This window comes from Belliella buryatensis (assembly GCF_900188245.1).
GTDB lineage: Bacteria > Bacteroidota > Bacteroidia > Cytophagales > Cyclobacteriaceae > Belliella > Belliella buryatensis.
Map to the genome: position 1 here is coordinate 196543 of NZ_FZOK01000001.1, position 24895 is coordinate 221437.

Here is a 24895-nt window from a genome sequence, read left to right on the forward strand (position 1 = left end):
AAGTAACACAGACAAACATTGTGTGCCGCTTTAACTATTTATTAAAACTCAATATTCAATTTGTCTTTTAAATTATTAAAAAGGGTTTGCATCCCTGAGATCAATACAACAGTCTGATCATCCATTCCTTCGTTTTGTCCATTTTTCAGTGCCACTTCTATCTCTTTTGCTTTTGCAGATAATGGAGATTTGATCTGGCCTAATCTACTTGCAAGCTGATGTGTAATCTCTCTTATTTTTGAAAAATCCCTTTGCTCTATACACACTTTCAACCTACCGATATCTTTGATACCTTCCGAAATAAAATCTTGCATAATCTCATCAAAAAGTTCTTGATCTCCCATTGAAAATTTTTTCATATCCGAAAGGTCATAAGTTTTCCCATCGGCTATATTTAATTCAATATCAACAACTTCTACATTGGAATTATTAGAATTGAGCAAGGATGAGTCAAGATGGCTACTTAGCAAGGTATAAAGTTTTTCTTCATCAAATGGCTTTAGTAAAATATCTACAAAGCCTTTCTCTTTCAATTGCTGTTGCTCGTCTGCAAACACATTGGCAGTCATGGCAAATACTTTATTTCTATCTTTTCTAAAATCATTCTGAAGTAATTTGAGCACCTCTACACCATCTATTTCAGGCATTTGGATATCAATCAGCGCCAAATCAAAGTCCTCTTGTTGATAAGATTCTTTGAAGGACTTACCTCCCAAATAACTATTCACAGTAGCACCTTTACTTTCCAAAAGTAACTGGAGCAACTTCAAACCCATTCGGTCATCATCTACTATTAGGATTCTGAGACCTCCCAATTTGAAATCATGTTTTGCCGCCAGTTGATTGGTAGGTTGTTCTCGACTTAGCTCCATTGGGATGCTGATCTCAATTTTTGTCCCCATACCCTGCTCACTGTCTACCTGGATTGATCCGTTTTGTAGATCCACGAGTCTTTTGACAATTGACAAACCTAAACCAGTACCTCCAAATTTCCTTGTGATAGAACCATCTCCTTGATTGAATTCCTTAAAAATTTGCTGTTTGACCTCTTTGGATATTCCAATCCCAGAGTCCTTTACAGTCATATGAAGTTTTTCATCTTTGTAAACAATTTGCACGTTGACATATCCCTTTTCGGTAAATTTGATCGCATTTGAAAGCAAGTTATTCATTATCTGATTGATTCTCAGTTGATCGCCTACCAAGGAGTGGTTTTTAGGCAAATGTATATCCCAATCAAAAGACAAACCTTTCTCTTCTGTCTTGAAAGAATAAAAATTCTTCATCGCTAAAAATAATTGTAATCCCTCAAAAGGTTGTTTCTCAATAGAGATCTTTCCAGCTTCCAATTTTGAGAAATCCAAAATATCATTGACAATCTGCATCAAGGTACCTGACGCAAAACCTATCATTTGGACAAATTCCGCTTGTTGTTCATTCAAATGAGTCTTTTTTAATAAGTCTTGATATCCTTGGATTGCATGTAGTGGATTTCGAATTTCGTGACTCATATTTGCCAAAAAATTCTGCTTGGCTTTTGCTAGGTCATCAGAATGCTGCTTAGCTCTCTCTAATCCAAGTCGGTATTTATCAGCCCTTCGAACTTCTTTAAGTATAGTATATACAAAACCAACTGAACCTATAACCCCTAAAAAGACAAGTCCTCCTAAAATCAAAGAAACATTGTAGGTTAAGTTATATGCAGATTCATTTTTCTCTCTATACTGTGCCAATAGGCTTCTTTGCATATTACTTATCAGGTTCTGTATTTCGGAAAATACCTCAGTATTTTTTCCTTGCAAGGAAACTTCCAACTGTATGAAATTTTCTCTCAATTCTTGTTCATCCTTATAAAGCCGAGTAACTAGGTTTTTGAGTGCGACTAGCACTGAATCAGACTCCTGACGAGACAAGCGAGTGCCAGACTGTACCAAATTGAGCGCTTCTAATTCTTCTACTATATCTGATATGTTTTCTCTATCTTCCTCACTTAAGATTTCTTCCTCTTCTTCACTTATTGCAATTTCACTTTCTCCAAAAAGATCCCTTCTTCTCAAATTTCCCAAAAACTCCAATTCCGATGTTTGCTTTTGTCTTTGAATTTTTATTTCTATAGTTTTTAAAGCCTCTTCGCTGAAACTCCTATTGGTTAGTCTATACCTGATTTCTTCCAACCCCGCATAAGAAACTAATAGCTCCTGTATATTCAAGTTGATTTTATCAAAACTTTCTTTCTCTGATTTATTATCTGCATTTTGGTTAAGCCATTTTATTCGATCTACTATTCTTTCATAGGCTTCATTAAAAATTGAATCCTTATCAGAAGTTCGATCAGCCTTCGACAAATCCAAAAGATAAACATCCGCCATCAAACCATTGAGCTGTCTTAATTTTTGATTTGGCTCTGATAGATTTTCTACTGTATCTAGTAAATTTTGAATGCTAATAAAAGTAACTATGCTGACACTAATTACTAAAAATACGGCTAAGAGAAACCCCAATGCGACTTTGTTTCCTACTTTAAAAATATTCTTTGGTGACTTCATGTTTCAAGATTTTCAGCAATTCCTAAGACAAGAACTATTCCAAAGATCAATAAGCCCTCACTTGAAGAAAAGGCATCCACTCCTCGGCTTGCCGCTCTGCATATTCAGCTAAAAAATAAGCAAGGCTCGGTTTAAACGGTTTAGAGCGAAGCACCATCCCACTTTGTTCTGGAGTTTTGTCTCCTTTGGTTACATTACATCTGTTACAAGCTGTAATTAGATTTGTCCAATTTGTTTTTCCTCCTTTTGATTTTGGGATTACATGATCTATGGTTAGATTTTTTTTTGATCCACAATATTGACACTCTCCCTTATCTCTTCTAAATAGATTAGCACGATTTAGCAAAACTCCTCTGAATGGAATATTTTTATATTCATTGAGTCGAACTACAGCAGGATAATTGTAGATTTTACTGACCGTTCGGATAGTAAGTGATTCATAATAAGTTAGGCAACTCGCTTTTTCCAAAAAAATCAAAACAAATGCCTTCTGAACTGTCACCACAGCCACGGGAGAATGATCCATGTTCAGTACCAAAACACGCTTTTCCATAATCAGTTTAATTAATCCAAACTGACCGAAAAACATGCTGTTTAATCTGAATGTTTAATAGGTCAGCCTACTCATTTCCTTTTTAAGGTCTTTTTCCTTGATGTCATTTCTCTTGTCATGAAGTTTCTTACCCCTTGCCAAAGCGATTTCAAGCTTAGCTAATCCTTTATCATTGAGAAAAACTCTCACGGGAATGATAGAAAGACCTTTTTCGGAAAATTTAGTTTCTAATTTATCAAGTTCTTTCTTGTTAAGCAAAAGTTTACGCTCACGAACAGCATCATGATTATAACTGGCTGCCATAGAATAAGGTGCAATATGCATCTGCTTGATATATAATTCTCCAGACCTAAAATAGCAATACGCCTCAGTCAAAGATACCTTTCCCTCTCGGATAGACTTGATTTCAGTACCTTTCAGCACCAAGCCAGCAGTGAATTTCTCAATGAATTCGAATTCATAACTAGCCTTTTTATTTTTTATATTGATGATTTTTTCAAATCTATTTTTCTTATTCATATGCTTATATCTTCATTCTCGCTTCTGGACTCGCGTCTAGCCCTAAAAATTCATTATTTTGGTATTTATAGTGTGCCGCCATGGCAATCATCGCCGCATTGTCGGTACAGTATTCAAATTTCGGAATATAAATCTTCCATTTCAACTTATCAGCGAGTACTTCTAGTTCCTTTCTCAGACCTGAATTAGCAGAAACACCTCCAGCGATTGCAATTTCTGTAATCCGATACTCTTTAGATGCTTTTTTTAGCTTTTGCATCAAAGTCTGGATCAACGTGTGCTGTACTGATGCGCAAATATCATTGATATGTTCTTCAATAAAGTTAGGGTTTTCTTTGATTTGATCTCTAAGAAAATAAAGAATCGCAGTTTTGATTCCACTGAATGAAAATGTCAGGCCTGGCATATCAGAAATTGGAAACTTATAAGCTAGGGGATTTCCAAGTTGGGCATACTTATCAATCAAGGGTCCGCCTGGGTAAGGTAAGCCTAGCAACTTTGCAGTCTTATCGAAAGCCTCACCAACTGCATCATCCATAGTCTCACCAATTACCTCCATTACCAAATGGCTTTTGACTAGCACAAGCTGGGTATGGCCACCACTCACAGTCAGGCATATAAAAGGAAAATTAGGCTTTGGCTCATCTATAAAATGTGCCATAATGTGAGCCTCCATATGATTCACTCCTATCAGTGGTATTCCAAGAGAATAAGCAAATGACTTGGCAAAAGAAACTCCTACCATCAATGAACCCATCAAACCTGGTCCCAAAGTAACTGCCACAGCGTTCAATTCACTTTTTGAAATTCCAGAGGAAACAATGGCTTCTTGTACAACTGGAATAAGGTGTTGCTGATGTGCTCTTGATGCAAGTTCAGGAACTACACCACCATATTTTTCATGAACTGATTGCGTGGCGACAATATTATTAAGTATTTTGCCATTAGATATTATAGAAGCCGATGTTTCGTCACAGGATGACTCTATGGCTAGAATATTTACATTCATTTTGTACTACCCCTTTGGAAAAGAAGTCGAAAGTTACGGAAAAAATACTGAAAGCCTTTAAACTGCTCTTCAGGTTCATGCTTTTCCTAATCTTGGGAATAATCCTTCTAGCAGGAGCGCTTCAGATTCCATCAGTTCAGACAAAATTCACTGGTTTTCTGACTACCTATATTACCAAAAAAACTGGTTTTGAAACTTCTATTTCTAGGGTCAATATTCGTTGGTGGGATGCTGTGAGTTTAGACGATGTTTTGATCTATGATACCCAAGACAGTTTGATGATCAACTTGCAAGAGGTCTTTATAGACTTTTCTATAAAAGGATTACTGGATCGTGAAAATCCTAGTTTAGACCAAATCAAATTGATCAATGGAAATGTCAGACTGCTATCCCACCCCAGCGAAGAGGCATTGAATATTTCCATCTTTTTTGATCGGATCAATAATTTACTACCAAGCTCAGACAAACCTACCACTAAACCAAAATTCAGTATCAGTAACATTTTCTTTGAAGAGACTTCTTTAGATGTGATCAATTACAAGGGCACGCCGGTGACTTCTGGCTTTGATTACAACCAACTTAGATTTAGGGATTTGCTAGCAGATGCAGATGATTTCTACACCTACGCTGGAGAAGTCGGATTCAAAACCAATTTTTTGAGAGGTATTGAAGTCACTTCTGGAATTGTCATCCAGCAGCTTAAAACAAAATTCACATATTCGCCGAGCTCCATGGAGTTTGATGAATTATTTCTACGATCAAACCGAACGGAGATCAAAGATTACCTCAAGTTCACCTACGAATCTACTTCTGCCCTATCTAATTTCAATCAAGAGGTACAAATCTTCGCAAGCTTGGATGAATCTACTTTAGATATTCAAGATCTCAAATATTTCACAGATCAAATCCCTGATTTCCAAGATCGGATAACACTCAGTGGAGACATCAATGGAACAGTTGACCAACTGACCTCCGATCAGCTACTGATTCGTTTTGGTCAGCGATCTGCACTTTTTGGAAAGTTCAATATCAAAGGACTCCCTGATGTAGCTAATACATTTTTTGAGATGTCACTCGTGAATTCTATTCTGAATAGTAATGACCTCACTCCCTACCTCAGCCAGGAAGCCCAGCGGGAAATCAACAAATTCAGAGATATCAGATTTGATACAGACTTCTCAGGCTACTTAACCAATTTTACCGCCAATGGCAACTTCCGGACAGGAATTGGACAAATGATTGGAAGGCTAAACTATCGTTTTGCAAATAACCAACCCACCTACAATGGCCGGGTGGAACTAAGAAATATTGACTTAGGGATTTTGCTTGAAGACAAAGAAAATTTTCAAAAAGTCACCCTTACAGGACAAATAAAAGGGACTGGATTGACTCTTGAAACAGCCCTGGTACAAGTAGATGCTGATATCAAAAAACTTGGAATCAATGGATATGATTATACCAATATTGTAAGTAATGCAACCTTTGGGCGGGATCTCTTCAGAGGTCAACTTGAAGTAAATGATCCAAATCTCAAAGCTAATTTTGATGGAGTATTGGATTTGAGAGACAACAAAGACTCCATAAGACTCAACGTCCAAATTGATACAGCCTACTTGATGGATTTAAAAATCATGGACAGAGATCTATTTGTCAGTGGCAAAGTCAATATGGATACACAAGGCATCACATTAGACGATATAGAGGGAATTGCAAGATTCAGTGATGTCAACTTAAGCTATGAAGGGAGAAACTTAACAATTGACAACTTCTTTTTCCAATCCCTATTTACAGATAATTCTAGATTGATATCTTTAAATTCAGACCTTTTGGTAGCTGGAATATCAGGGACATTTGAAGTTCAAAAGCTCATTGATGATGTTTCTTTGCTCAGCAGGCAGTATTGGGCTATATTGACAAATTCCCCCCTCCCTACTTCGGTTCAAAAACAGCTAGATTTCGAGCCATATAATATTGACATCAATTTGAACTTGATAGATATCAACCCTATCATCAATATTATAGAACCGAAGGCTTCCATTTCTAAAAACACAATTGTGGAAGGCGCTTTTTATCAGACTCCTAGCAATACAATATTTAATTTTTTCTCAAGTATTGATTCTATTTATTACAATGGTGGGTTTCTTTTTGATACCAATTTAGACTTCAATACTTCTAAGCTGTCCGACTCAGGAGAAGTCCTAGCTTCATTCTATATTTTTTCAAAAACACAAGAATTAGCCAATAGACTTACTTTTAACAATATGGCTATGGAGGCCATTTGGGATGAAAATAAAATTGAACTTACTTATAAACAAGACCAGTTGAGTTCAGATAGCTATATCAATCTTAGTAGTGAAGTGAGGATTTTTCCAGATCATACCTCCATTGTCATGGATCCTTCTGAGCTCAAAGTATTAGACAAAATCTGGCAATTTGATCTTAATAATCAAATTTACATAGCTGATAAAGTCATCCAATTTGACAACATCAAGCTGACTAACGAAAATCAATTCCTAGCTCTCAATGGAAATATATCTCCAGAGCCAGACCAAATCCTCGGCTTAGAAATCCATGAAGTCAACCTAGATTTTTTTAATACTTTAAGTCTGAAATCTTATGAAGGTACGGCCAACGGAGTATTTTCTTTTGGGAATTTTTATGATATTCTAGCGGTCAATGGCAACTTAAATATCAGTGATCTTTACATAAATAATTTTCTAATAGGTGACATAGAAGCAGCTACTTACATAGAAGATGATAAAATCAACCTAGAGCTCGGAAATATCAGAGAAGGTAAAAAAGTAATCAATATCAATGGTTATCTAAGCAATACCGAGGATAATGAAATTGAGCTTAAAGCCCAGCTCAGAGATGCAAATATTTCCGTTTTAGAACCTTTTCTTGATGAATACCTCACACAAATGGGAGGAACAGTCAATGGAGACCTTAATATTTCTGGTAATATCATTTCTCCTGTGGTTTTAGGCTCAGGAAGGGTAAATGGTGGAACTTTGAAAATCAATTACTTAAACACTTTTTATACAATTGATGGAAATTTGGTATTTGATACCAATGAAATCTCCTTCAGAGAACTTTCCCTCAAAGATATCAATGGCAACATTGCCAACATGCGTGGAGGAGTAACTCATGATGGCTTCAAAGACTTTATCTTGGATATCACTTCAAATATGGAGAATTTTCAAGTACTCAACACCACATCACGAGATAATGATCTTTTTTATGGTACTGCTTACGCTACAGGTCGTTTAGATATTTTTGGGGCTGCAAATAATCTGGATATCAATGCCCGAGCTACTTCTCAAGCCAACACCAGAATTTTCATTCCTTTTGGTTCAAGTAATGTCCAGGCACAAGAAGACTTCATCAATATCATCAATGTCAGAGACACTACCAGGGTAGTTGATCTTCAAAATGAAGTAGAAAGAATTGCTATCAACAATGTCCGAATGAATTTCGCTCTGGATGTGACCCCAGATGCATATGTAGAAATCCAAATCGACCCAAGAACTGGTGAAAATATCCAAGGTAGAGGAAGAGGTGTGCTCAATCTAAATATCGATACCCAGGGAAACTTTTCGATGACTGGGAATTATGAAATCACAGAAGCCAAGTACAATTTCTCTCTTTATAACATCATCAGAAGAGAATTTGTAGTACAACCTGGAGGGCGTATTTCTTGGTTTGGGGATCCATATGAAGGAGTGATGGATTTACGTGCCACCTATCAAGAGTCTGTGTCTCTTCAGAATCTACAAACAGGAACCACACAAGGAAGTGACCTCGAAGATCCTCAAATGCGCAGAAGATGGCCCCTTAAGGTGATCATGGATTTGAAAGGGAATATTCTCAGTCCAGAAATTGATTTTGATTTTGATTTTTCAGAGTATCCAGAGGGAAATATTCAGACTTATATATCTGCTTTCAGGAATAGAATTGCAAATGACGAGCAGGAAAAGAACCGACAGGTATTTTCAGTGATCATGATGCGCTCATTTTCTCCGGAAGGTCAATTCAGTGGTGTAAGTAACATTGCTAGCTCTAACCTTAGTCAGCTATTATCTTCTCAATTGAACAGTTTTATCGCCCAAGTAGACCAAAATCTAGAAGTAGACATTGACTTGGCTAGTCTTGACCAAAGTGCCTTGGAAACTTTCCAATTACGTGTTGCTTACACCTTCTTGGATGGTAGATTAAGGGTCACTAGGGATGGAGGTTTTACAGATTTGCAAGGAAATGCTGACATCAATAGCATTGCGGGAGATTGGCAAGCAGAATATCTGATCACCCAAGATGGTCGATACAGGTTGAGAATTTATAATAGAAACAACTTCAATACCTTTACCTCACTCTCGCTTTCTAGAAACGTAGCGACTTATGGGATATCAGTTTCTCAAAATTTAGCCTTCAATTCTTTCAAAGAACTTGTAGATAGATTGACTAGAAAAAATAAAGAAAAGCTGAGAATCAATGATACTGATGATTTCCTAAGGTATCAATTTGAAGATCAGGAAAACTGGAAACCTATCCCCTTGGATAATTTAGAAAGAAAAGTCAGTCCCTTGGACTATCAAATGAAGCTAGAGGATTAAATTAAAGGGACACTTCTAAACATTTTTATATTTCAAGTATTAAAGAACTGTTAGCAATTATAACTATGGAAAAAATTAGCATATTTTGGTTCAGAAGAGATTTGAGGTTAGAGGACAATACAGGGTTATATTATGCCTTTGAGCAGGAAAGTAATGTCTTGCCACTGTTTATTTTTGACCAAAACATTTTAGATGATTTGGCAGACAAATCAGATGCGAGGGTAGAATTTATACATACTCAAATCAGCAGAATTTCAAAAGAACTACAAGATTTCGAAAGTAGTATTTTGGTAAAATACGGGAAACCAAAAGAGGTTTTTGAGGAGCTAATGGACAATTATGAAATCCAAAATGTCTACACGAATAGAGATTACGAGCCTTATGCTTTGGAAAGAGATGGAGCCATCAAAAGGCTTCTGAAAGAAAAAGGAATTCAGTTCTTAGACTTCAAAGATCAGGTAATATTTGAAAAAGAAGAGATCGTCAATGGTAGTGGGGAGTTTTACAAAGTGTTCACTCCATACAGTCGAGTTTGGTTGGACAAATTCAAAAAATCAAATATCCAACTGCTATCAATAGATGGCAGAAAGAGAAATTTCTTCAAAACCAAGCCTCTACCAATCCCTAGCCTTGAAGACATGGGATTCCAGCAAACTTCAATTGCGATTCCTCCACTAGAAATTGATAAGCCCCTTATCTCCAAATATGATAAAGTGAGAAATTTCCCATCCATCAATGGGACATCAAGACTTGGAATTCATTTAAGATTTGGGACCATCAGCATCCGTAAACTTGCCCTTGAAGCGGCGCAGCTAAATGAAACTTACCTGAATGAATTAATTTGGAGAGAATTCTACATGATGATTCTATTTCATAATCCACAAGTTGTAGATAAAGCTTTCAAACCTCAGTATGATGCCATACCTTGGAGAAATTCCGAAGAGGATTTTAACAAATGGTGTGAAGGTAAAACCGGCTATCCTATTGTAGATGCAGGTATGCGGGAATTGAATGCAACTGGATACATGCATAATCGCGTCAGAATGATTGTTGCAAGCTTCTTGACCAAGCACCTTTTGATAAATTGGAGATGGGGTGAAGCATATTTCGCTAAGAAACTATTGGATTTTGAACTATCTTCGAACAATGGAGGCTGGCAATGGGCTGCTGGTACTGGAACTGATGCACAGCCTTATTTTAGGGTTTTCAATCCAGAATCTCAAACAGAAAAGTTTGACAAAGAACTGAAATACATCAAGAAATGGGTACCAGAGTATGGTACATTAGCCTATCCAAAACCCATGATAGATCATAAATTTGCTCGAGAAAGAGCCATAGAAACATACAAAACATCATTGAATTCATGAATATAGGAGATAGGGTCAGGTTGCTACATGGCAATGAAGAAGGAGTAATTACAAAAATTTCAAATGGAGGCAGAATAGAAATCGAAATAGAAGATGGATTTCGAATTCCAGCGATGAAGAACGAGGTAGTGGTCATTTCTACCTCTGAGCGTGAATACTTCGGTGATGGTGTCAAAGTAGAAGAAACCAAGACCTTCGACCCTAAAAGCTCCAAAGAAAACAGTGCTGAAGGTGTCTTTCTAGCCTACATCCCTATCAATGACAAAGACCACAGTATATATCTTGTCAATCAAAGCTCCAGAGCATATTTGATGATGGTATCCGAAGTGTTTGGAGACAATAGCCGCACATTAGTAGCTGGAGAATTGCTAGCCCAAGGAAATAAGAAAATAGGAGAAAAATCAATCGCTGATTTTGAGGATTGGCCTACGCTATTGTGTCAGTTTTTTCCGATACATACAAAAATCGAAAAAACACAACCTTCTTTTGAGCGAAGAATCAAATTCAAGGCCACTACTTTTTTCAAAAGTAAAAGCAAAGTCCCAATTCTAGATAAGAACGGATACTTATTTAAGCTGACTGAAAACACAAAGGAAATCGATGTCAAAGAGCTCAATGAAGAATTGAAGTCGATTTCTCAAACAGCAGCAGTTACCAAATTTCCAAAACCTGACAAAAACATAGATCTTCATATTGAGAAGCTTACAAAAGACTATCCTTTCATGAGTAATGCAGAAATGCTAAAACTTCAGCTCGAAACTTTCGAAAGGAATCTCAATTACGCCATCGCACATGGTATGGATCAGATTACCTTTATCCATGGCATAGGGAATGGTGTGCTGAGAAAAGAAATTCACAAGCACCTCAGTCAATTGAAAAATATTAAGTATTTTCAAGATGAACAAAAGAGCCCATTTGGCTATGGCGCCACATTGGTCAGAATATCATAAGAAATGAAAGGAAAAGTTTCACCCATCTTCAGTCTATACTCCAGACAATTTGACGAAGGAAAAAATGCATTTCTTAACCTCGGTAGGCAATACAAAGGTAAAAAAGCCATTGAGTTGGAGCAGAAACTCCTTTTCATTGAGATTTTTATTGAGCTACTTGGCAGAGTTCATTTCGAAACACCCAATTTGAAATTTAAACTATTTGGCCCTTTCAAAGAACTATTTAAAGGTCTAAAAAAGACAAAACATATCAAATACATTCAAACTCAATTGGACTTCGTGAAGGCTAAAAATGGCTTAACTTACAATAGCTATGAGAAATACCTGCTTGATGAAAAGAAAAAACTCTACAATGAAATCTATGAATTGGTAGTTGGAACATCTCTCGAAACATGGAGTCAGCTCTATGATCAGGTGAGAAAATACTGTGTAGATCTCAAGCCTTTGATGATCAATACAGCTACTACCCAGATCATCAATGAAGAATTGGAATATTTTAATTTAGACAACAAGTCAAAATTAGACTTCAAGGCTTTAAAAGATATATATGAGGGTTTGAGGGTCATCATAGTCATGGAAAACATTCGAATCGAATCTGGATTCAATCCAATTTTTATAGCGGATGTACATCAAAAAATGGCAGAATTACAGCAATCTCTCCTGTATTGGTACCAAAATCACCTCTTGATGCAGCATCTTATTTTTTATTTTGGAGACAAAGAAGATATATCAAAAAAATACCGTGATCTACACAGTTTTCTTAAGTCCAACAAAAAATCACTGACAAGCAAAGTAGAATCACAATGTAAGTATCTTTTTGATAGAATTTTGGATTGAGGAATAGCCCATTTGAAAATTGAAAGACTGGATGCATTTTTAGAAATTATCATCAGATTACCAGATGATTTTACACATAAAAAGCCCTCACAAGTAGGGCTTTTTATGTGTAAAGTTTGAGGATGGACTCAGACCAATTCCAAAGCCTTTTTTAAATCCTCTTTTAAGTCTTCGGCGTCTTCAATTCCTACACTCAACCTGATCAATGAATCTACCAAGCCAACTTTTTCTCTTTCCTCCTTTGGAATACTTGCATGGGTCATTGTCGCTGGGTGGCCACAGAGCGACTCTACACCTCCAAGAGACTCTGCTAGAGCGAAGTAGTGAAGATTTTCTAACACTTTGGTGGCATCTTCTATTTTGTTTCCTACAAGGGTAAAAGATATCATCCCACCATAATCCCTCATTTGCTTCTTGGCTATATCGTGATTAGGATGGTCTTCAAAACCAGGCCAGTAGACTTTCTCTATTTTTGGATGATTTTTGAGAAATGCAGCGATTGTCTTCCCATTTTGACAATGTCTCTCCATTCTCAAGTGCAAAGTTTTGATCCCTCTCAAGACTAAGAAGCAATCTTGAGGTCCAGGAGTAGCACCACAAGCATTTTGAATGAAGGCTAATTTTTCGGCCAATTGATCATCATTGACTATAATCGCTCCCATCACCACGTCCGAATGGCCTCCAAGATATTTGGTTACAGAATGCATCACCAGATCCGCACCCAGATCAAGAGGATTCTGAAGAAATGGCGTTGCGAAAGTATTGTCTACGCCCAATAAGATGCTATGCTTTTTAGCTACTTCAGCGATAGCAGCAATATCGATGATGTTCATCATCGGATTGGTCGGCGTTTCTGCCCAGATCAATTTTGTTCTTTCATTGATATAGCTCTCAAGCGTGGCTGGGTTCTCCATGGATACAAAATGGAATTTAATGCCATATCTTTCGAAAACCTTAGTAAAAATTCTATAAGACCCTCCATACAGGTCATTGGTGCTGATCACTTCATCGCCCGGGTTGAGCAATTTGATAATGGCATCTATGGCTCCAAGGCCAGAAGAAAAGCACAGGCCGTGTTTCCCGTTTTCTAATGCGGCTAAGTTGTTTTGTAGGGCTGTTCGCGTTGGATTATGCGTTCGAGAATATTCATAGCCTTGATGATCTCCAGGCGATCGCTGCACATAAGTGGATGTTTGAAAAATCGGAGTCATGATGGCTCCTGTAGAAGGATCTGGCTCTACGCCAGCGTGGATTGCTTTAGTTCCAAATTTCATGGTGATTGGTTTAATGAAATAAATTTAGGTCCATAATCTGATCCCTATCCTAAAGAAAGGGCTACAATTACTAACAAGTCAGCATCAGAACAATTCCAAATTTTATGGAAAATTTCCATTTTGGGATGCTGAATCGACTTATTTGCTTTCTTTTGCAATGAATTTGGCCAAAGATGACAAAAAAGGCAGGTATTTTCAAGAGATTAAAAGATTTCGGAAAGAATAATACAAGGGTGGCATTAGCTGTACTTTGGGTAAGTATTGCACCTTCAGTATTTAGCTTAATTTTGATCCCAACCATCGTCAGCAAATCAGCTAACCCTTATGATCTAAATATTTCAACATTCCCTGAAAGCTTGATTTTTGTTATCGTAGGCACATTGATGATGGGATTAGCCTTGACGCCAACTACCCTTTTTGCTATTCTTTCTGGCTTTATATTCGGATGGCAGACATTTCCATTACTTATCCTAAGCTATACCTTTGCTACACTTTTAGGTTATGGATGGGGCAAGCGATTGGGAGGAGATTCCCTTGCTGATCTTTTAGCAAAATATCCAAAAGCCGATGCCTTAATTGAAAGAAAAAAAGATAGCATCGGAGCTTTGATCTTATTTGTAAGGATCAGCCCTGTGATTCCTTTCGCTTTATCCAACTTGTTATTTGCCTTGATGAAAACAGGCTGGAAAAAGTTGGTGATATGGGGCACCATAGGCATGCTACCTAGGACTACGCTAGCATTTTTCTCAGGTACTTTGGCTTTTGATATTTACAGCGCTATAGGACAAGAAAGTATCAGTGGCAAAGGGTGGATATTCCTTGGCTTACTTTTGTTAAGTATTTGGGGGATTTGGAGGTTTTTCAGAAAATAGATCAACGCAATAGATACATCTTTCCATAGCCTTGCTTGAAGGCTTTATCACCGGCGGTGGCTCTCGGCTCTACAAATTGACCATCTTTTCTTACCAATACTCTATAGATGTACACTCCATTAGCCAGCTGATCACCAAATTCATCCCTACCATCCCAAGCAAAATCAGAGATGTTGTTTCCAATGCGAATTGGGCCAAGCTCATCCTGAAGAATTTCTCTGACCACTCTACCGGTGACTGTCATGATCTGAATTTTGATCTGATCAGGTACTTCTGCCCCAGTCACAGTGAATACGAATCTGGTACTTGTACTGAATGGGTTGGGATAAGGGTAGAAATTGGTAATGGTGGATTCATTGACTACTTCGAAATTCACCTCGTAAGGTTTGTCAACACCCAATTCTTCCGTCACCACTCTGAAAGTATACATGCCATCCTCCAATGGTCCTGGAAGCATCTCTATCCTGAAGCTGCTATTTTCACTAGCTGGAGACCAGCCAACTTTTGGATTAGAGAAGTTCACCCGCTCAAATTGACATCCTTCACATTGACGCTTCAAAAAGAGTTCTATCCCTATTGTATCTCGTTTCAACAGCAGTGTCCTTTCATTCTTGAGCATGGTATTGATCAGTACATTTGGGGAGACAATATCTCCATCCATGATATAAGTCCCATCAAAACTCACATCCAAAATAGCATTGGTATTGTCTGGAATGACATTGAAGTAATCGACCAAATCAATCAGGTTATTCCTGTAAGTTTGCTCCAAAATGATACGTGGATTGACAAAAACCTCCAAGCCTACATTACCACCTCTACCAGCTGATTCAAAGTCTATACTGAATTCATGGCTGTCCCCTGCTTTGACTGCTGGAATCTTAAAATCAAATCGCTCTACTTTTCGCTTGGTAGTATTGTTAAAAGCATATTGTACTACGATCGAATCCAGGTAGTCATATTTCGAGACATTGATAAATTCAAAATTCAAGGTTGTATTCTCACCCTCTTGGAGTGTCATTTTAGGGTCTTTTCCTTTGTAAATCAATACTCCCTCAGGAACTCCTGTATAATTAACCTGCCACCTGCTCAGTTGAGCTGGGGCGGTAGAGAGCTCGTCATTCATCGAATAGCGCAACCTCAAGTAAGGGAATTGTTCTGGACTGACAAAACCCAAATCTATCTCACCATCACGGACATTATGGAAGAGTACAGTTTCTTCTCCATTGTCTCTAATACCGATCACATCAAAGATGGTCAACTCCTCATCAATCCAATCTCTGGTCTTGACTTCATTGAAGAAACGTTTCCATTCAGAAGATGGGCCGATTCTTGGTGTAATGATACTCCCTGATGTAAAATACCCTGTCACATCTGATTCAAACTCAATAATCTGCTGACTTGGCTCCACTTCAATGTTCCTTTTCCCAACGATTTCTATGGCCTCACCTGGTTTCATACCCTTTCTTCCATGAAGGATATAAGGCTCACCATTTTTCATATTACGCAGTAGGGCTTCATTCGCCCCTACTTCTTTGAGTTTTTCAAAGACAAAATCCTGCCACTGCTCAAAGTTCACATTTCCAACAGAGAAAATCGTCACATAATCGCCTTCCGCCAAACCATCAATATAGTCAATCAATATCCGCTGATTAGGGTCTGCAAGCCAAGCGTTTCTGATACTCTGAATTACCTGTGGAACTCTCCCACAGCTTCTTCCATCTAAAATGTCAAATCCAGGTATCGGAATCACAAGGTATGGTGTCAATGATCTCTGCTCGAAAGCCACAAGGCCTAAGGATCCATTTGGACACAGTCTGCTATTGGCATTAAGCACATTATCTATGATCTGTGGTACACCATCTAGGTAAAACTGCGTATTTCTAAATGTCAAACTATCGGCCTCTACACCAAAAGTAAACACACCGAAACTCAATTTGGTATCCGTGTATTTCCATTCTTTCTTGGTATTGTCGACCTCAAGATTGTTCAAGTTATTGCTTTCTAATTGAGGCATGGCTCGTTGCGTCCATCCTTCAGGTCCATCTTGTATATAAGAGAAGCTAGAATTCACCCATTCGTCACTTTCTCCTTGTCTCGGATTGAGAAACTTAGATCTCCAATAGAAAGTCATGGAATCCTTTGCTGCAATATTTTCAAATAAGTCAATATTCCACCTAGAAATATTCGAAGTGGTCACTCTGCGTTCCCTTCTCCTTGCAGAAGTAAAATCTGCTGCGGTATCCATTTGAATGATCAAGGTACGGTCTTCCACAGATTTCCCAGGAATCTGCGTGATCAATTCGATATTACGTTCATTGACGATGCCAAAATTGAAAGGGAGTAGATTAAGCGTACCACTCAATGGGATAAATTGTGAAGAGGTGATGCTATTATTAGCAAATGTCAATTCTTCCACATCTCTACTCCTATTGACCTCTATGGTAAATAGATTATCCCCAAATGCAGGGATGCCTGTATTAGGAATAGTGAAATTAATCGTATCTCTTCTACTGATGGGAGCGAGCATTCTTGACGGGTATGTGATATTCGTACCATCAGGCAAGCGCCTACTTACCCTGAAATCTATGGAATCAAAATCTACCCTTCCCAAGTTTCTAACTACAACAGATAGTTGTAATGAATCAGCAAGTGCATTGAAAGGTTCGTTATCAAAGCTACTCAAACTTACTTCTTCTACATTCAATGAGTAATCAGGTCTATTGGCTGGAAACATTCTAATAGCTGGATCTCCTAACATGACTAATTGCTCTGCGTGAGCTCTATTCACTTCTGATGTCCCATATCGGAGATAAAAAAGCTTTTCCGTTTCTCGCCTAATCGTCCCTATGGGTTGATAGATCATTGAGGAATCCGCAAAAGCTTTTGCATAAAAAGATTCACTGTAACGTCTCAAGTAAATATCTACACCAATATTGGCATGTGCCATAAAGTTGGTGGATCCTCTGTTTGGCGTCAACACCCAATCTTCCCCAAAGGTAAAGGCATTTCCAAAAGCATTTCCTGCATCACAACCATTGAGTAATAGCATAGGGTATTTCCCTTGATTGTTGTAGCCCATGGTTGGGTCAGAGGCAAAGCCTATTTCGATATCAATTACAGTAGGAGCTCCATGTCCAAAGAAAGTAATCAAACTCACGCCGCGGTTCACATCTCCAGATATATCAATCAACTCTACAGTGGAATTGGATCTCTTCCTGTAAGTTGTCACATTACCACCTAAGAAAGGACCTTCTGCTGTGTTTTTAAATCCATTGAGGAAATTGAAATACCTATCTAACTCAAAAGCAGTAACTCCTCCACTTAAATGAATGATTTCTTTTTGCCAAGGTTCAGAAACACCAAGGGCATCTTTCTCCTTGGCCTTTTCCAAATAATCAGCTACTTGGTTAGGTGTACGGGCAGGAATTCGACCTATTGGAATAGTAGAGACAAATGGATTAAGTGGGTCTAGACCTATTGAGAAATTATTATCTGCATAAGGATACCCAGCTGGTGGTACCATATCTTGAAATTGAAAAGCCGAGGGTCTATTTCTGTAAAAATAATTGACACCGTTTTCCCTAGCAGTACTAAAAATCCCTGTAGATCGACCGATAAGAAAAAGAAAATCTGGTCTGTGTACAGGATAGTAAGCCCTCAGAAATTCATAAATCGCCAAAGGAGTCTTTTCTCCAAAAGTATACTGATCATAAAGCTCGTCGATATTTACCACAAGGGTATCATAACCTCCTCCAGCGGAAGACGCACGATGTGCAGCATAAGCGGTCACTGGATCTCCATAGGTAGCAGAAGGCCTACGTAATGCTCTGTTGGTGATGATAATGTAGTCTGCTGCCTGTGCTAGAAAATTTCTAAACTTCACAGGTCGCATGACATTAACTTCTTTTACCTTGAGCTGATTTTCAAAGAAAATCTTACTCGTCCTTCCAGCTTCTCCTGCTTTTAGGCTTACATTATTGCCAACCTTTGTTACAGGAATCCTGACAGGATTATTGGGATCTTGGATATCGTGAGCGAGGTACTCAGAAACTAATCCACTCAACTCAAGTATACTCTCCTCTGCTGGGGTAATGATAATTTCACTACTTAAATCTCTATTCGCTATCAACTTAGGATAAGTAAGCTGCACATAAGCAAGCGAAGTATTATCAGGGTTGGCAGCACCATTTGAAATAACTTGAATCGCCAAACTACCATCTGTATTGAAATCTGAAGACTGCACTGTCACCTCCGCATGAATTGCCTGGAAGTTGTTGTACTCAAAGGAACCCACTTCTCTTAAGGTAGACGAATTTGGACCAACACGAATTACCGTCAAGTGAGGCGTCTGTGATCTTCCTGTAAGGCCGATTCTCAATGTGGCTGTTTGATTGGCGGGGATATTCCCTAAATTACTTAACGCAATATTTCTTGGAGTACCTTTGACAATTGGTGCAGAAACCCAACCTTGGCCCTCTTCAAATTCGGATAATCTGGAACCAGGGAAATAGGTTGGACCTAGGTTATACTGATCTGAAAAGATTTCTACTTTTTGAGTACGATAACTATTGAGCTTAGGCAAATTTGAATCAGCTGCTTGTCTGGTAGCCATTCTCTTTCCTCTGACACCAGGGGTAACTGTGAAAAAATAAGCTGTGGAATCATTGTGGGTATTGAACATGGTGTTGCCCACGTGCGAAGGGTCCTTATAAAATTTGGCATCTAGGGTACCATCATTTCTTTTACCATAAAACTCCAAATAATCTCCTTGATCGAATCGCCCGTCATTTTCACCTTGAATAAATACGGCTACTTCTTCTCCTCTGTGAAAAAGCCTAATATCTCTTGGATCTAGATTTGTTGTATTGATACCAGAAGCCGAAAGTGTGGTAAATGAAATCCTGTGAATCCCGTCTTCTACAGTAGGAATTCTATAGTATGTGTTATTAAAGTTGATCCAATTGTTCTGAGCAAACACAGAACTATAAGCCACCATCAAAAATGCTATGAAGTATAATTTTTTCATCATCAATACCTCCAACCTTTATTCAATCTGAACTTATCATCCAGAGGATTTAAACTTACTTTTACACTGAATACATGGGAATAAGGGGTTTGGGAAACTCCCCCAATATCAGAAAGTGCATAATCAATGTGGAATTTTTCATTGAGAAAAACCCCCAATCCGAAACTTGGCCTCCAGGCAAATGATTGTGTAGCATCAAAATTCTGAATTCTCTGAATATTACTACCCCCAGCACGAAGGAAAAAGAGATTCTTATAGCCAGCCTCCAAGCCCAATCTTGGATCAACACTTACTATACCTGTACCTATAATGGTATTCCGCTGTCCATCAAATGTGAAATCCAAATCAAAAACACCTTGGAAGCGAATATCGTCATTCAACTCAAAATCTCTTGTCACACTGAAAATCGCTCTGGGTAAAGTGAGCTCAATGGAATTGATAGGAACCTCATTGTCAGTCTGTGCATAGACTTCTCTAACCATCGCAGCATTGTGCGTCCAAGCATTGAAAGTCGAGGTCACATCTCTGAGCATGACGCCAACTCTCCATTCATCTAGCAATACCATCCCTCCTAGATCCAATCCAAATCCCCAAGCGTGAGCAAACTTTCCAACATTTCTATGGATGATTTTGGTATTCACCCCAAATTTGAAAATATCGCTAACATCTCTTGCAAAGGATAAAAGCAAGGCATAATCTGCGGCGTTGAAGAATTGAATATTGTTATAATTCAAGGCGCCGTTTGCATCGTAGAGAAATCTGGTATCAGGTATGTCATCTACTCCAAAGCGAATCAGAGAAACCGCAATTTGATTATCCTCTTGAATATTAGTGGTAAATCCGGCATAGTCGTATTTGGCTATACCTGCAAAGTACTCTGCATGCATCAGCGAAAACTCATACTCATGCTTTACCCCAAGTAAACCCGCAGGATTCCAGTAGGCTGCTGTGACGTCTTTGACAGAGGATACTTGAGCGCCACCCATAGCCAGCGCTCTGGCGCCAATCCCAATATTCATAAATTCATTAGAATACTTCGGTACAATAGACTGGGCATGACTGCTTCCAATCAGTCCAAGACCTACCAAAAAGACCACAAAATATTTAAAAACTCCCATGTAATAGCCCAATTCGCAACTGCAAAGTAATGATAAAAAAAGAAGTATTTGGCTTATTTTCAAAAAATTAAAGCAGTCTTTTTTGGAGTTTTCTGTTCGGTTTCGGACAAGAAATTGTTCGCTTCAACCACAGTAGGATTTGCTAGGTGCTAACTTGTCTTTTGAGTGTCAAAAAAATCTTTTCAGCCCAAAAAATTCAAAAATGGCTTTTAAATGAAATTAAGAAATATTTTCTAGCAGGATACAAAAATTTTCTCTTGTGGCCATACCAAGAAACTGGTATAACAAGGTAGCTTCTTTAACTTTGGTATAGTTTTTCTCTCATTCTTGGCACAGGGTATTAGCTGAACATGTACAAATCGGCTAATCATAAACTCCAATAAGAAAAGAAAAATAATAATATATGAACGCTTCAAACACCCAAATACAAATGCGGAAGGGCCTATTGGAATTCTGCATTTTACACATCATATTCAGAGGTGAGGTCTATGCCTCGGATATGATTGATGAACTGACAGAAGCCAAAATGATCGTAGTGGAAGGCACACTTTATCCCCTACTCAATCGGCTCAAAAAGTCAGGTTTAGTAGCTTATCAGTGGAAAGAGTCAGAGACGGGACCACCAAGAAAGTACTACACCATCACCGAGGAAGGAAAAGACTTCTTAGTGACTCTGGATCAAACCTGGGAAGACTTAATCCAATCCATCCAATTCATCACCTCAAAGCACTAAATCATGAAAAAGACTATAAGCATCAATATCAGCGGCATCTTATTTCATATAGAAGAAGATGGGTACGCTACTTTGAAAAAGTACTTGGAAGCTATCAACAAGCACTTTTCTCACTATGAAGATAACCAGGAGATCATCTCAGATATAGAAAACCGAATCGCTGAAATCTTTCTGAGTAAACTCAAAAACAACAAGCAAGTCATCACAGCTGAGGATGTCAGTCATCTGATCGAAAAAATGGGGACTATAGCTGACTTTAAGGCCATAGAAGAAGAAGAAATCCAATCTGAAACCACCGAAAATCAAAGTGAAGATAAGCAAGAGAATGATTTCTACAAATACATCACTCCTCCTCAAGATACCAACGCTGGAGGCTATAAAAAGCTTATGCGTATGGAAAAGGGGAAAATCCTCGGTGGCGTTTGTGCGGGATTTGCACATTATTTCTCTATTGATCCCCTGTGGACAAGACTGATCGCTATTCTTCTGCTATTTAGCGGTAACCTGAAGCTAGGTGGAGCTAAGTTTGAAACCTTCCCATGGAATTTCAACTTCTCTCTTTCCTTGGGGTTCTTTGCCTTGATTGCATACATCGTATTGTGGGTGATGCTTCCAGTATCACACGAAGACCCCGAGAGTAAACAAATCAAAAAACTCTACAGAAATCCAGATGATAGGACTTTGGGTGGAGTTGCAAGTGGCTTAGCTGCATACTTTGGCATAGAAGTATTGTGGGCAAGGTTGATATTCATAGCATTGATCTTCGCTGGTGGATCAGGATTAGTGATTTATTTGATCCTCTGGATCATCACGCCAATGGCCAAATCTATCACTGAGCGAATCCAAATGAAAGGTGGAGCGATTACCTTGGACAATATAGAGACCACGATAAGGGAAAATTTAAATCCTGTCATGGAAAAAGAGGAGGGCACTTTCAAAAAAATAGTCTTGGCACCATTCAGGCTATTAGGAATGATTATCAATAATCTTGGTAAAGCCCTAGGACCACTTGGCTTGGTACTGTTGACCATCATTAGAGTCGTCTTTGGGTTGATTATCTTCGCTATTGGATTGGCTATCACAATTGCTCCCATTGCCGTACTGGCTGTTTATTTCAACTTGGTTCCAACTCAAGAGTATTACCTCTTTGACGGTGCACAGCTTCCCACTGCTTGGATCAGTGAAATCGTATCAGAATGGCTGGCGATAGCAGCTTCTTTGGTCATCTTGATCCCTGGACTAATCTTGATTATTCTAGCCATTAGCGTCTGGGTCAAAAGAAGTGTTTTGGATGCAAAAAGTGGCTTTATTGCCTTTGGAATTTGGCTTTTGAGTTTGGGAATCTGTGCTTTCCAGATCCCATCGGTCATCAATCAGTTCAAATCAGAAGGAACACATACGCTAATGGAGGAGCTAGACCTTCCTAAGCAAACATTGGTAATCTCGGCAGCAGAGAATACTGCCAAAATCAATATCAAACAAAACGTATCCTTAAAAATAGCTGGCAAGGATAGCGGCAAAACTACCCTAATCCAAGAATTCAAAGCCAGAGGAAAAAATTATGATGACGCCATAGCTAATGCTCAAGCTATTCCTTACTCTTACACACTAGTAGATAGCATGTTGGTATTGGATAGGTCTGTAGACCTGAGCAGCATGGGCAAATTCAGGGTACAGGAATTGGACTTGATTTTAGAGATTCCATACGATCAGGTTTTTGTTTTGGACAAAAGTACCATTCCAATTATCAGATCTACTTTGGGTAAAAATGGTTATAAAATCAGAGATGTGAATTTACAAAATCACTGGGTTTTCAATGAAGATGGGCTGCTCTGTCTGAACTGTCGCTCAGAACACAAGCAAAGCAAATCAGACTCTTTGTCTAGAGTGAAGTTTAGTGGAGCCTACTTTATGAAATGAAAAATAAACACTACCACTGCCAAAAGAAGAATTATAGGTGGTGGTAGTGTTCTTCAAGTTTTACATTGTAACTTGGGTCAATGCTAATAAATAGTGTTTTTTTGACCAATTGTTTTTAAGCACCCACTCCATCAATATTCAAAAAAGAATCTGAAGATCAAAGTCTATTCATTCATAAACTTAAGTTTATAAAATTTCATTTTGTCTTCAGCCTCATTTGTTGAAGCTTTGATATAAAGATTTTGATTGACAAAATAGTGCTCGAAAGATAAATCACCCTCCATTTCACTCAAAGAAATTTCACCTTCAATTTTCATCTTAGAGTCATAAATGGAAAGAAATACCTTAAATCCATTCTTGATACTTCCTTCTGTTTTAGACCTAACTAAACGAATATATTTATCAATTTCTTTTTGGTAGTAAAGTTGACCAAACTCAACATCTAAATTCCAATCAAAGATATCTTCTTTATCAGATTCTTTCCCAACACCATTTTGATTTCTCCGGGGCTTTTCTTTTTCATTTTCATACATCTTACTTTGAAAAAATCTCTTAAAAATCTGGTTTCCGCTGTCTTGATCATAGATATCAATTTGATTTTTAAAATTATAGGTAGTTACAAATTTATTTTGAATAGGTAAAATACTTGGTAAAGCTTGATTTCGAATCTTGGCACGCCCATGATCCACTTGGATCGTATGATCTTCTATCAAATTAATTTCCCAAGGCGACGGTAACTCTTCCAACACTACATTATCGGGGTCAAACTGCAAAAATCTCCATTTGCCATTTCTAATATCTTCTGTCCACAAAAAGATTTTGTTTCTACGCCTACCCCCCACATCAGAAATTGTATTCAAAGTGTTTAATCCTTTCAAATACTCTAAATCTGACAAACCAATTTCCAAGTTTTGATTTTTACTTTTTCTTAGATTCCAGCGCTCAGCCTCAAAAGTTAATTTATTTATTCTTGCAAAGTTAAATTGATCAAAAAAAAGCCAAAACTCTTCTGAATCTAAAATATGAACAGGATAAAAAACACTTGAAGGTCCATCTTGCTCCAATTGTATTACTTCTTCAACTAAAAAAGATTCGAAATCAATCGTTTCTAATTTCCAGTTAAATTGATTGAAAATTAATAGTTTTTCTTTATTCAAAGATTGACAAGAAATAAATCCAACATTGGAAGAAAGGAAGGTATTAGAAAAATCCACTTGAACCTCTTCTAAGCCTATAATAAATCCAGCCTGTACATTGTCAATCCTTTGATGAGTACAGGCTAGATTTATTAATAAAAGAAAATTTAAGTAATGTGATTTCATCATTATTGAGCAATGCAACTTGAATTTGGTCCATCCTCTGTAATACTCACGAAGATACTCCCTTTTTCACAATCAATAATATTAAATCCTGATCCTGCACAACAATTTAATATTGCATCATCTATCAAATCCTCAGAGTCACCACAAGAATACCATGTACCTGAACAAGGATAAACTGACAAACTAACAACTGTTAACAAGAGCACAAACATTGACTTTTTCATGATAAATAAATTTAA

The 24895-nt window shown here is 37.9% G+C and carries 16 protein-coding genes; 7 read left to right on the forward strand and 9 right to left on the reverse strand.

Translation table 11 applies throughout. The features are described 5' to 3' along the window. Positions 1 to 41: 41 nt before the first annotated feature. From CHB66_RS00850 to tsaD, 4 genes are read right to left on the reverse strand one after another with little or no spacing between them, the layout of a single operon-like run. Positions 42 to 2546 carry an ATP-binding protein gene (locus tag CHB66_RS00850; protein WP_089237006.1) on the reverse strand — a complete coding sequence of 835 codons (2505 nt, stop codon included), beginning with the start codon at positions 2544 to 2546 and terminating at the stop codon, positions 42 to 44. 46 nt (positions 2547 to 2592) lie between these two features. Further along, entirely contained in the window at positions 2593 to 3099 is a 507-nt protein-coding gene (locus CHB66_RS00855) for an HNH endonuclease (protein ID WP_089237008.1), read from the reverse strand. Between the two features lie 54 nt (positions 3100 to 3153). Beyond that, entirely contained in the window at positions 3154 to 3618 is a 465-nt protein-coding gene (smpB, locus tag CHB66_RS00860; protein ID WP_089237010.1) for an SsrA-binding protein, read from the reverse strand. Positions 3619 to 3622: 4 nt separating this feature from the next. Beyond that, entirely contained in the window at positions 3623 to 4627 is a 1005-nt protein-coding gene (gene tsaD, locus CHB66_RS00865; RefSeq protein WP_089237012.1) for a tRNA (adenosine(37)-N6)-threonylcarbamoyltransferase complex transferase subunit TsaD, read from the reverse strand. Positions 4628 to 4704: 77 nt separating this feature from the next. On the opposite strand from tsaD, the gene CHB66_RS00870 reads away from it, so the two are divergent. The 4 genes from CHB66_RS00870 to CHB66_RS00885 all read left to right on the forward strand — a co-directional run bounded on the left by CHB66_RS00870 (position 4705) and on the right by CHB66_RS00885 (position 12391). Beyond that, positions 4705 to 9237, forward strand: coding sequence for a translocation/assembly module TamB domain-containing protein (locus CHB66_RS00870; RefSeq protein ID WP_245812637.1), 4533 nt, complete (start codon positions 4705 to 4707; stop codon positions 9235 to 9237). 65 nt (positions 9238 to 9302) lie between these two features. Next, positions 9303 to 10604 (forward strand): cryptochrome/photolyase family protein, encoded by a 1302-nt coding sequence (locus tag CHB66_RS00875; RefSeq protein ID WP_089237014.1) that lies wholly within the window; start codon positions 9303 to 9305, stop codon positions 10602 to 10604. Then, positions 10601 to 11554 (forward strand): Smr/MutS family protein, encoded by a 954-nt coding sequence (locus CHB66_RS00880; RefSeq protein ID WP_089237016.1) that lies wholly within the window; start codon positions 10601 to 10603, stop codon positions 11552 to 11554. Before CHB66_RS00875 ends, CHB66_RS00880 begins: the two co-directional genes overlap by 4 nt. Positions 11555 to 11557: 3 nt before the next feature. Beyond that, positions 11558 to 12391 (forward strand): hypothetical protein, encoded by an 834-nt coding sequence (locus tag CHB66_RS00885; protein ID WP_089237018.1) that lies wholly within the window; start codon positions 11558 to 11560, stop codon positions 12389 to 12391. Between the two features lie 128 nt (positions 12392 to 12519). Here CHB66_RS00885 and CHB66_RS00890 read toward each other — a convergent pair whose 3' ends face one another. Continuing rightward, a complete protein-coding gene (locus CHB66_RS00890) occupies positions 12520 to 13665 on the reverse strand; it encodes a cystathionine gamma-synthase (RefSeq protein WP_089237020.1) in 1146 nt (381 codons plus the stop codon). 173 nt (positions 13666 to 13838) lie between these two features. Between CHB66_RS00890 and CHB66_RS00895 the strand changes: the two genes are divergently transcribed. Next, positions 13839 to 14537, forward strand: coding sequence for a TVP38/TMEM64 family protein (locus CHB66_RS00895; protein ID WP_089237022.1), 699 nt, complete (start codon positions 13839 to 13841; stop codon positions 14535 to 14537). 1 nt (position 14538) lies between these two features. Here CHB66_RS00895 and porU2 read toward each other — a convergent pair whose 3' ends face one another. After that, positions 14539 to 19566, reverse strand: a complete 5028-nt coding sequence (gene porU2 / locus CHB66_RS00900) for a putative type IX secretion system sortase PorU2 (RefSeq protein ID WP_394335266.1) — start codon at positions 19564 to 19566, stop codon at positions 14539 to 14541. Beyond that, positions 19566 to 20681: a putative type IX sorting system protein PorV2 gene (locus tag CHB66_RS00905; RefSeq protein WP_089237024.1), complete on the reverse strand. Its 1116-nt coding sequence runs from the start codon at positions 20679 to 20681 to the stop codon at positions 19566 to 19568. The genes porU2 and CHB66_RS00905 overlap by 1 nt, the downstream gene beginning before the upstream one ends. Before the next feature lie 403 nt (positions 20682 to 21084). On the opposite strand from CHB66_RS00905, the gene CHB66_RS00910 reads away from it, so the two are divergent. Together CHB66_RS00910 and CHB66_RS00915 are read left to right on the forward strand one after the other, a co-directional pair. After that, positions 21085 to 21414 carry a PadR family transcriptional regulator gene (locus CHB66_RS00910; protein WP_089237026.1) on the forward strand — a complete coding sequence of 110 codons (330 nt, stop codon included), beginning with the start codon at positions 21085 to 21087 and terminating at the stop codon, positions 21412 to 21414. A gap of 3 nt (positions 21415 to 21417) precedes the next feature. Beyond that, positions 21418 to 23334, forward strand: coding sequence for a PspC domain-containing protein (locus CHB66_RS00915; protein WP_089237028.1), 1917 nt, complete (start codon positions 21418 to 21420; stop codon positions 23332 to 23334). 164 nt (positions 23335 to 23498) lie between these two features. Here the strand turns inward: CHB66_RS00915 and CHB66_RS00920 are convergent, their stop codons facing one another. Continuing rightward, positions 23499 to 24659, reverse strand: a complete 1161-nt coding sequence (locus CHB66_RS00920) for a hypothetical protein (RefSeq protein WP_089237030.1) — start codon at positions 24657 to 24659, stop codon at positions 23499 to 23501. After that, the gene (locus CHB66_RS00925; protein ID WP_089237032.1) at positions 24659 to 24880 is read right to left on the reverse strand and encodes a hypothetical protein; all 222 of its coding nucleotides are present in this window, start codon (positions 24878 to 24880) and stop codon (positions 24659 to 24661) included. Before CHB66_RS00925 ends, CHB66_RS00920 begins: the two co-directional genes overlap by 1 nt. Positions 24881 to 24895: the final 15 nt, after the last annotated feature.

Bases quoted from the DNA above. Each gene is read 5' to 3' on its own strand.
- CHB66_RS00850 (WP_089237006.1), bottom strand. From the start codon at position 2,546: ATGAAGTCACCAAAGAATATTTTTAAAGTAGGAAACAAAGTCGCATTG.
- CHB66_RS00855 (WP_089237008.1), bottom strand. From the start codon at position 3,099: ATGGAAAAGCGTGTTTTGGTACTGAACATGGATCATTCTCCCGTGGCT.
- smpB (WP_089237010.1), bottom strand. From the start codon at position 3,618: ATGAATAAGAAAAATAGATTTGAAAAAATCATCAATATAAAAAATAAA.
- tsaD (WP_089237012.1), bottom strand. From the start codon at position 4,627: ATGAATGTAAATATTCTAGCCATAGAGTCATCCTGTGACGAAACATCG.
- CHB66_RS00870 (WP_245812637.1), top strand. From the start codon at position 4,705: ATGCTTTTCCTAATCTTGGGAATAATCCTTCTAGCAGGAGCGCTTCAG.
- CHB66_RS00875 (WP_089237014.1), top strand. From the start codon at position 9,303: ATGGAAAAAATTAGCATATTTTGGTTCAGAAGAGATTTGAGGTTAGAG.
- CHB66_RS00880 (WP_089237016.1), top strand. From the start codon at position 10,601: ATGAATATAGGAGATAGGGTCAGGTTGCTACATGGCAATGAAGAAGGA.
- CHB66_RS00885 (WP_089237018.1), top strand. From the start codon at position 11,558: ATGAAAGGAAAAGTTTCACCCATCTTCAGTCTATACTCCAGACAATTT.
- CHB66_RS00890 (WP_089237020.1), bottom strand. From the start codon at position 13,665: ATGAAATTTGGAACTAAAGCAATCCACGCTGGCGTAGAGCCAGATCCT.
- CHB66_RS00895 (WP_089237022.1), top strand. From the start codon at position 13,839: ATGACAAAAAAGGCAGGTATTTTCAAGAGATTAAAAGATTTCGGAAAG.
- porU2 (WP_394335266.1), bottom strand. From the start codon at position 19,566: ATGATGAAAAAATTATACTTCATAGCATTTTTGATGGTGGCTTATAGT.
- CHB66_RS00905 (WP_089237024.1), bottom strand. From the start codon at position 20,681: ATGGGAGTTTTTAAATATTTTGTGGTCTTTTTGGTAGGTCTTGGACTG.
- CHB66_RS00910 (WP_089237026.1), top strand. From the start codon at position 21,085: ATGAACGCTTCAAACACCCAAATACAAATGCGGAAGGGCCTATTGGAA.
- CHB66_RS00915 (WP_089237028.1), top strand. From the start codon at position 21,418: ATGAAAAAGACTATAAGCATCAATATCAGCGGCATCTTATTTCATATA.
- CHB66_RS00920 (WP_089237030.1), bottom strand. From the start codon at position 24,659: ATGATGAAATCACATTACTTAAATTTTCTTTTATTAATAAATCTAGCC.
- CHB66_RS00925 (WP_089237032.1), bottom strand. From the start codon at position 24,880: ATGAAAAAGTCAATGTTTGTGCTCTTGTTAACAGTTGTTAGTTTGTCA.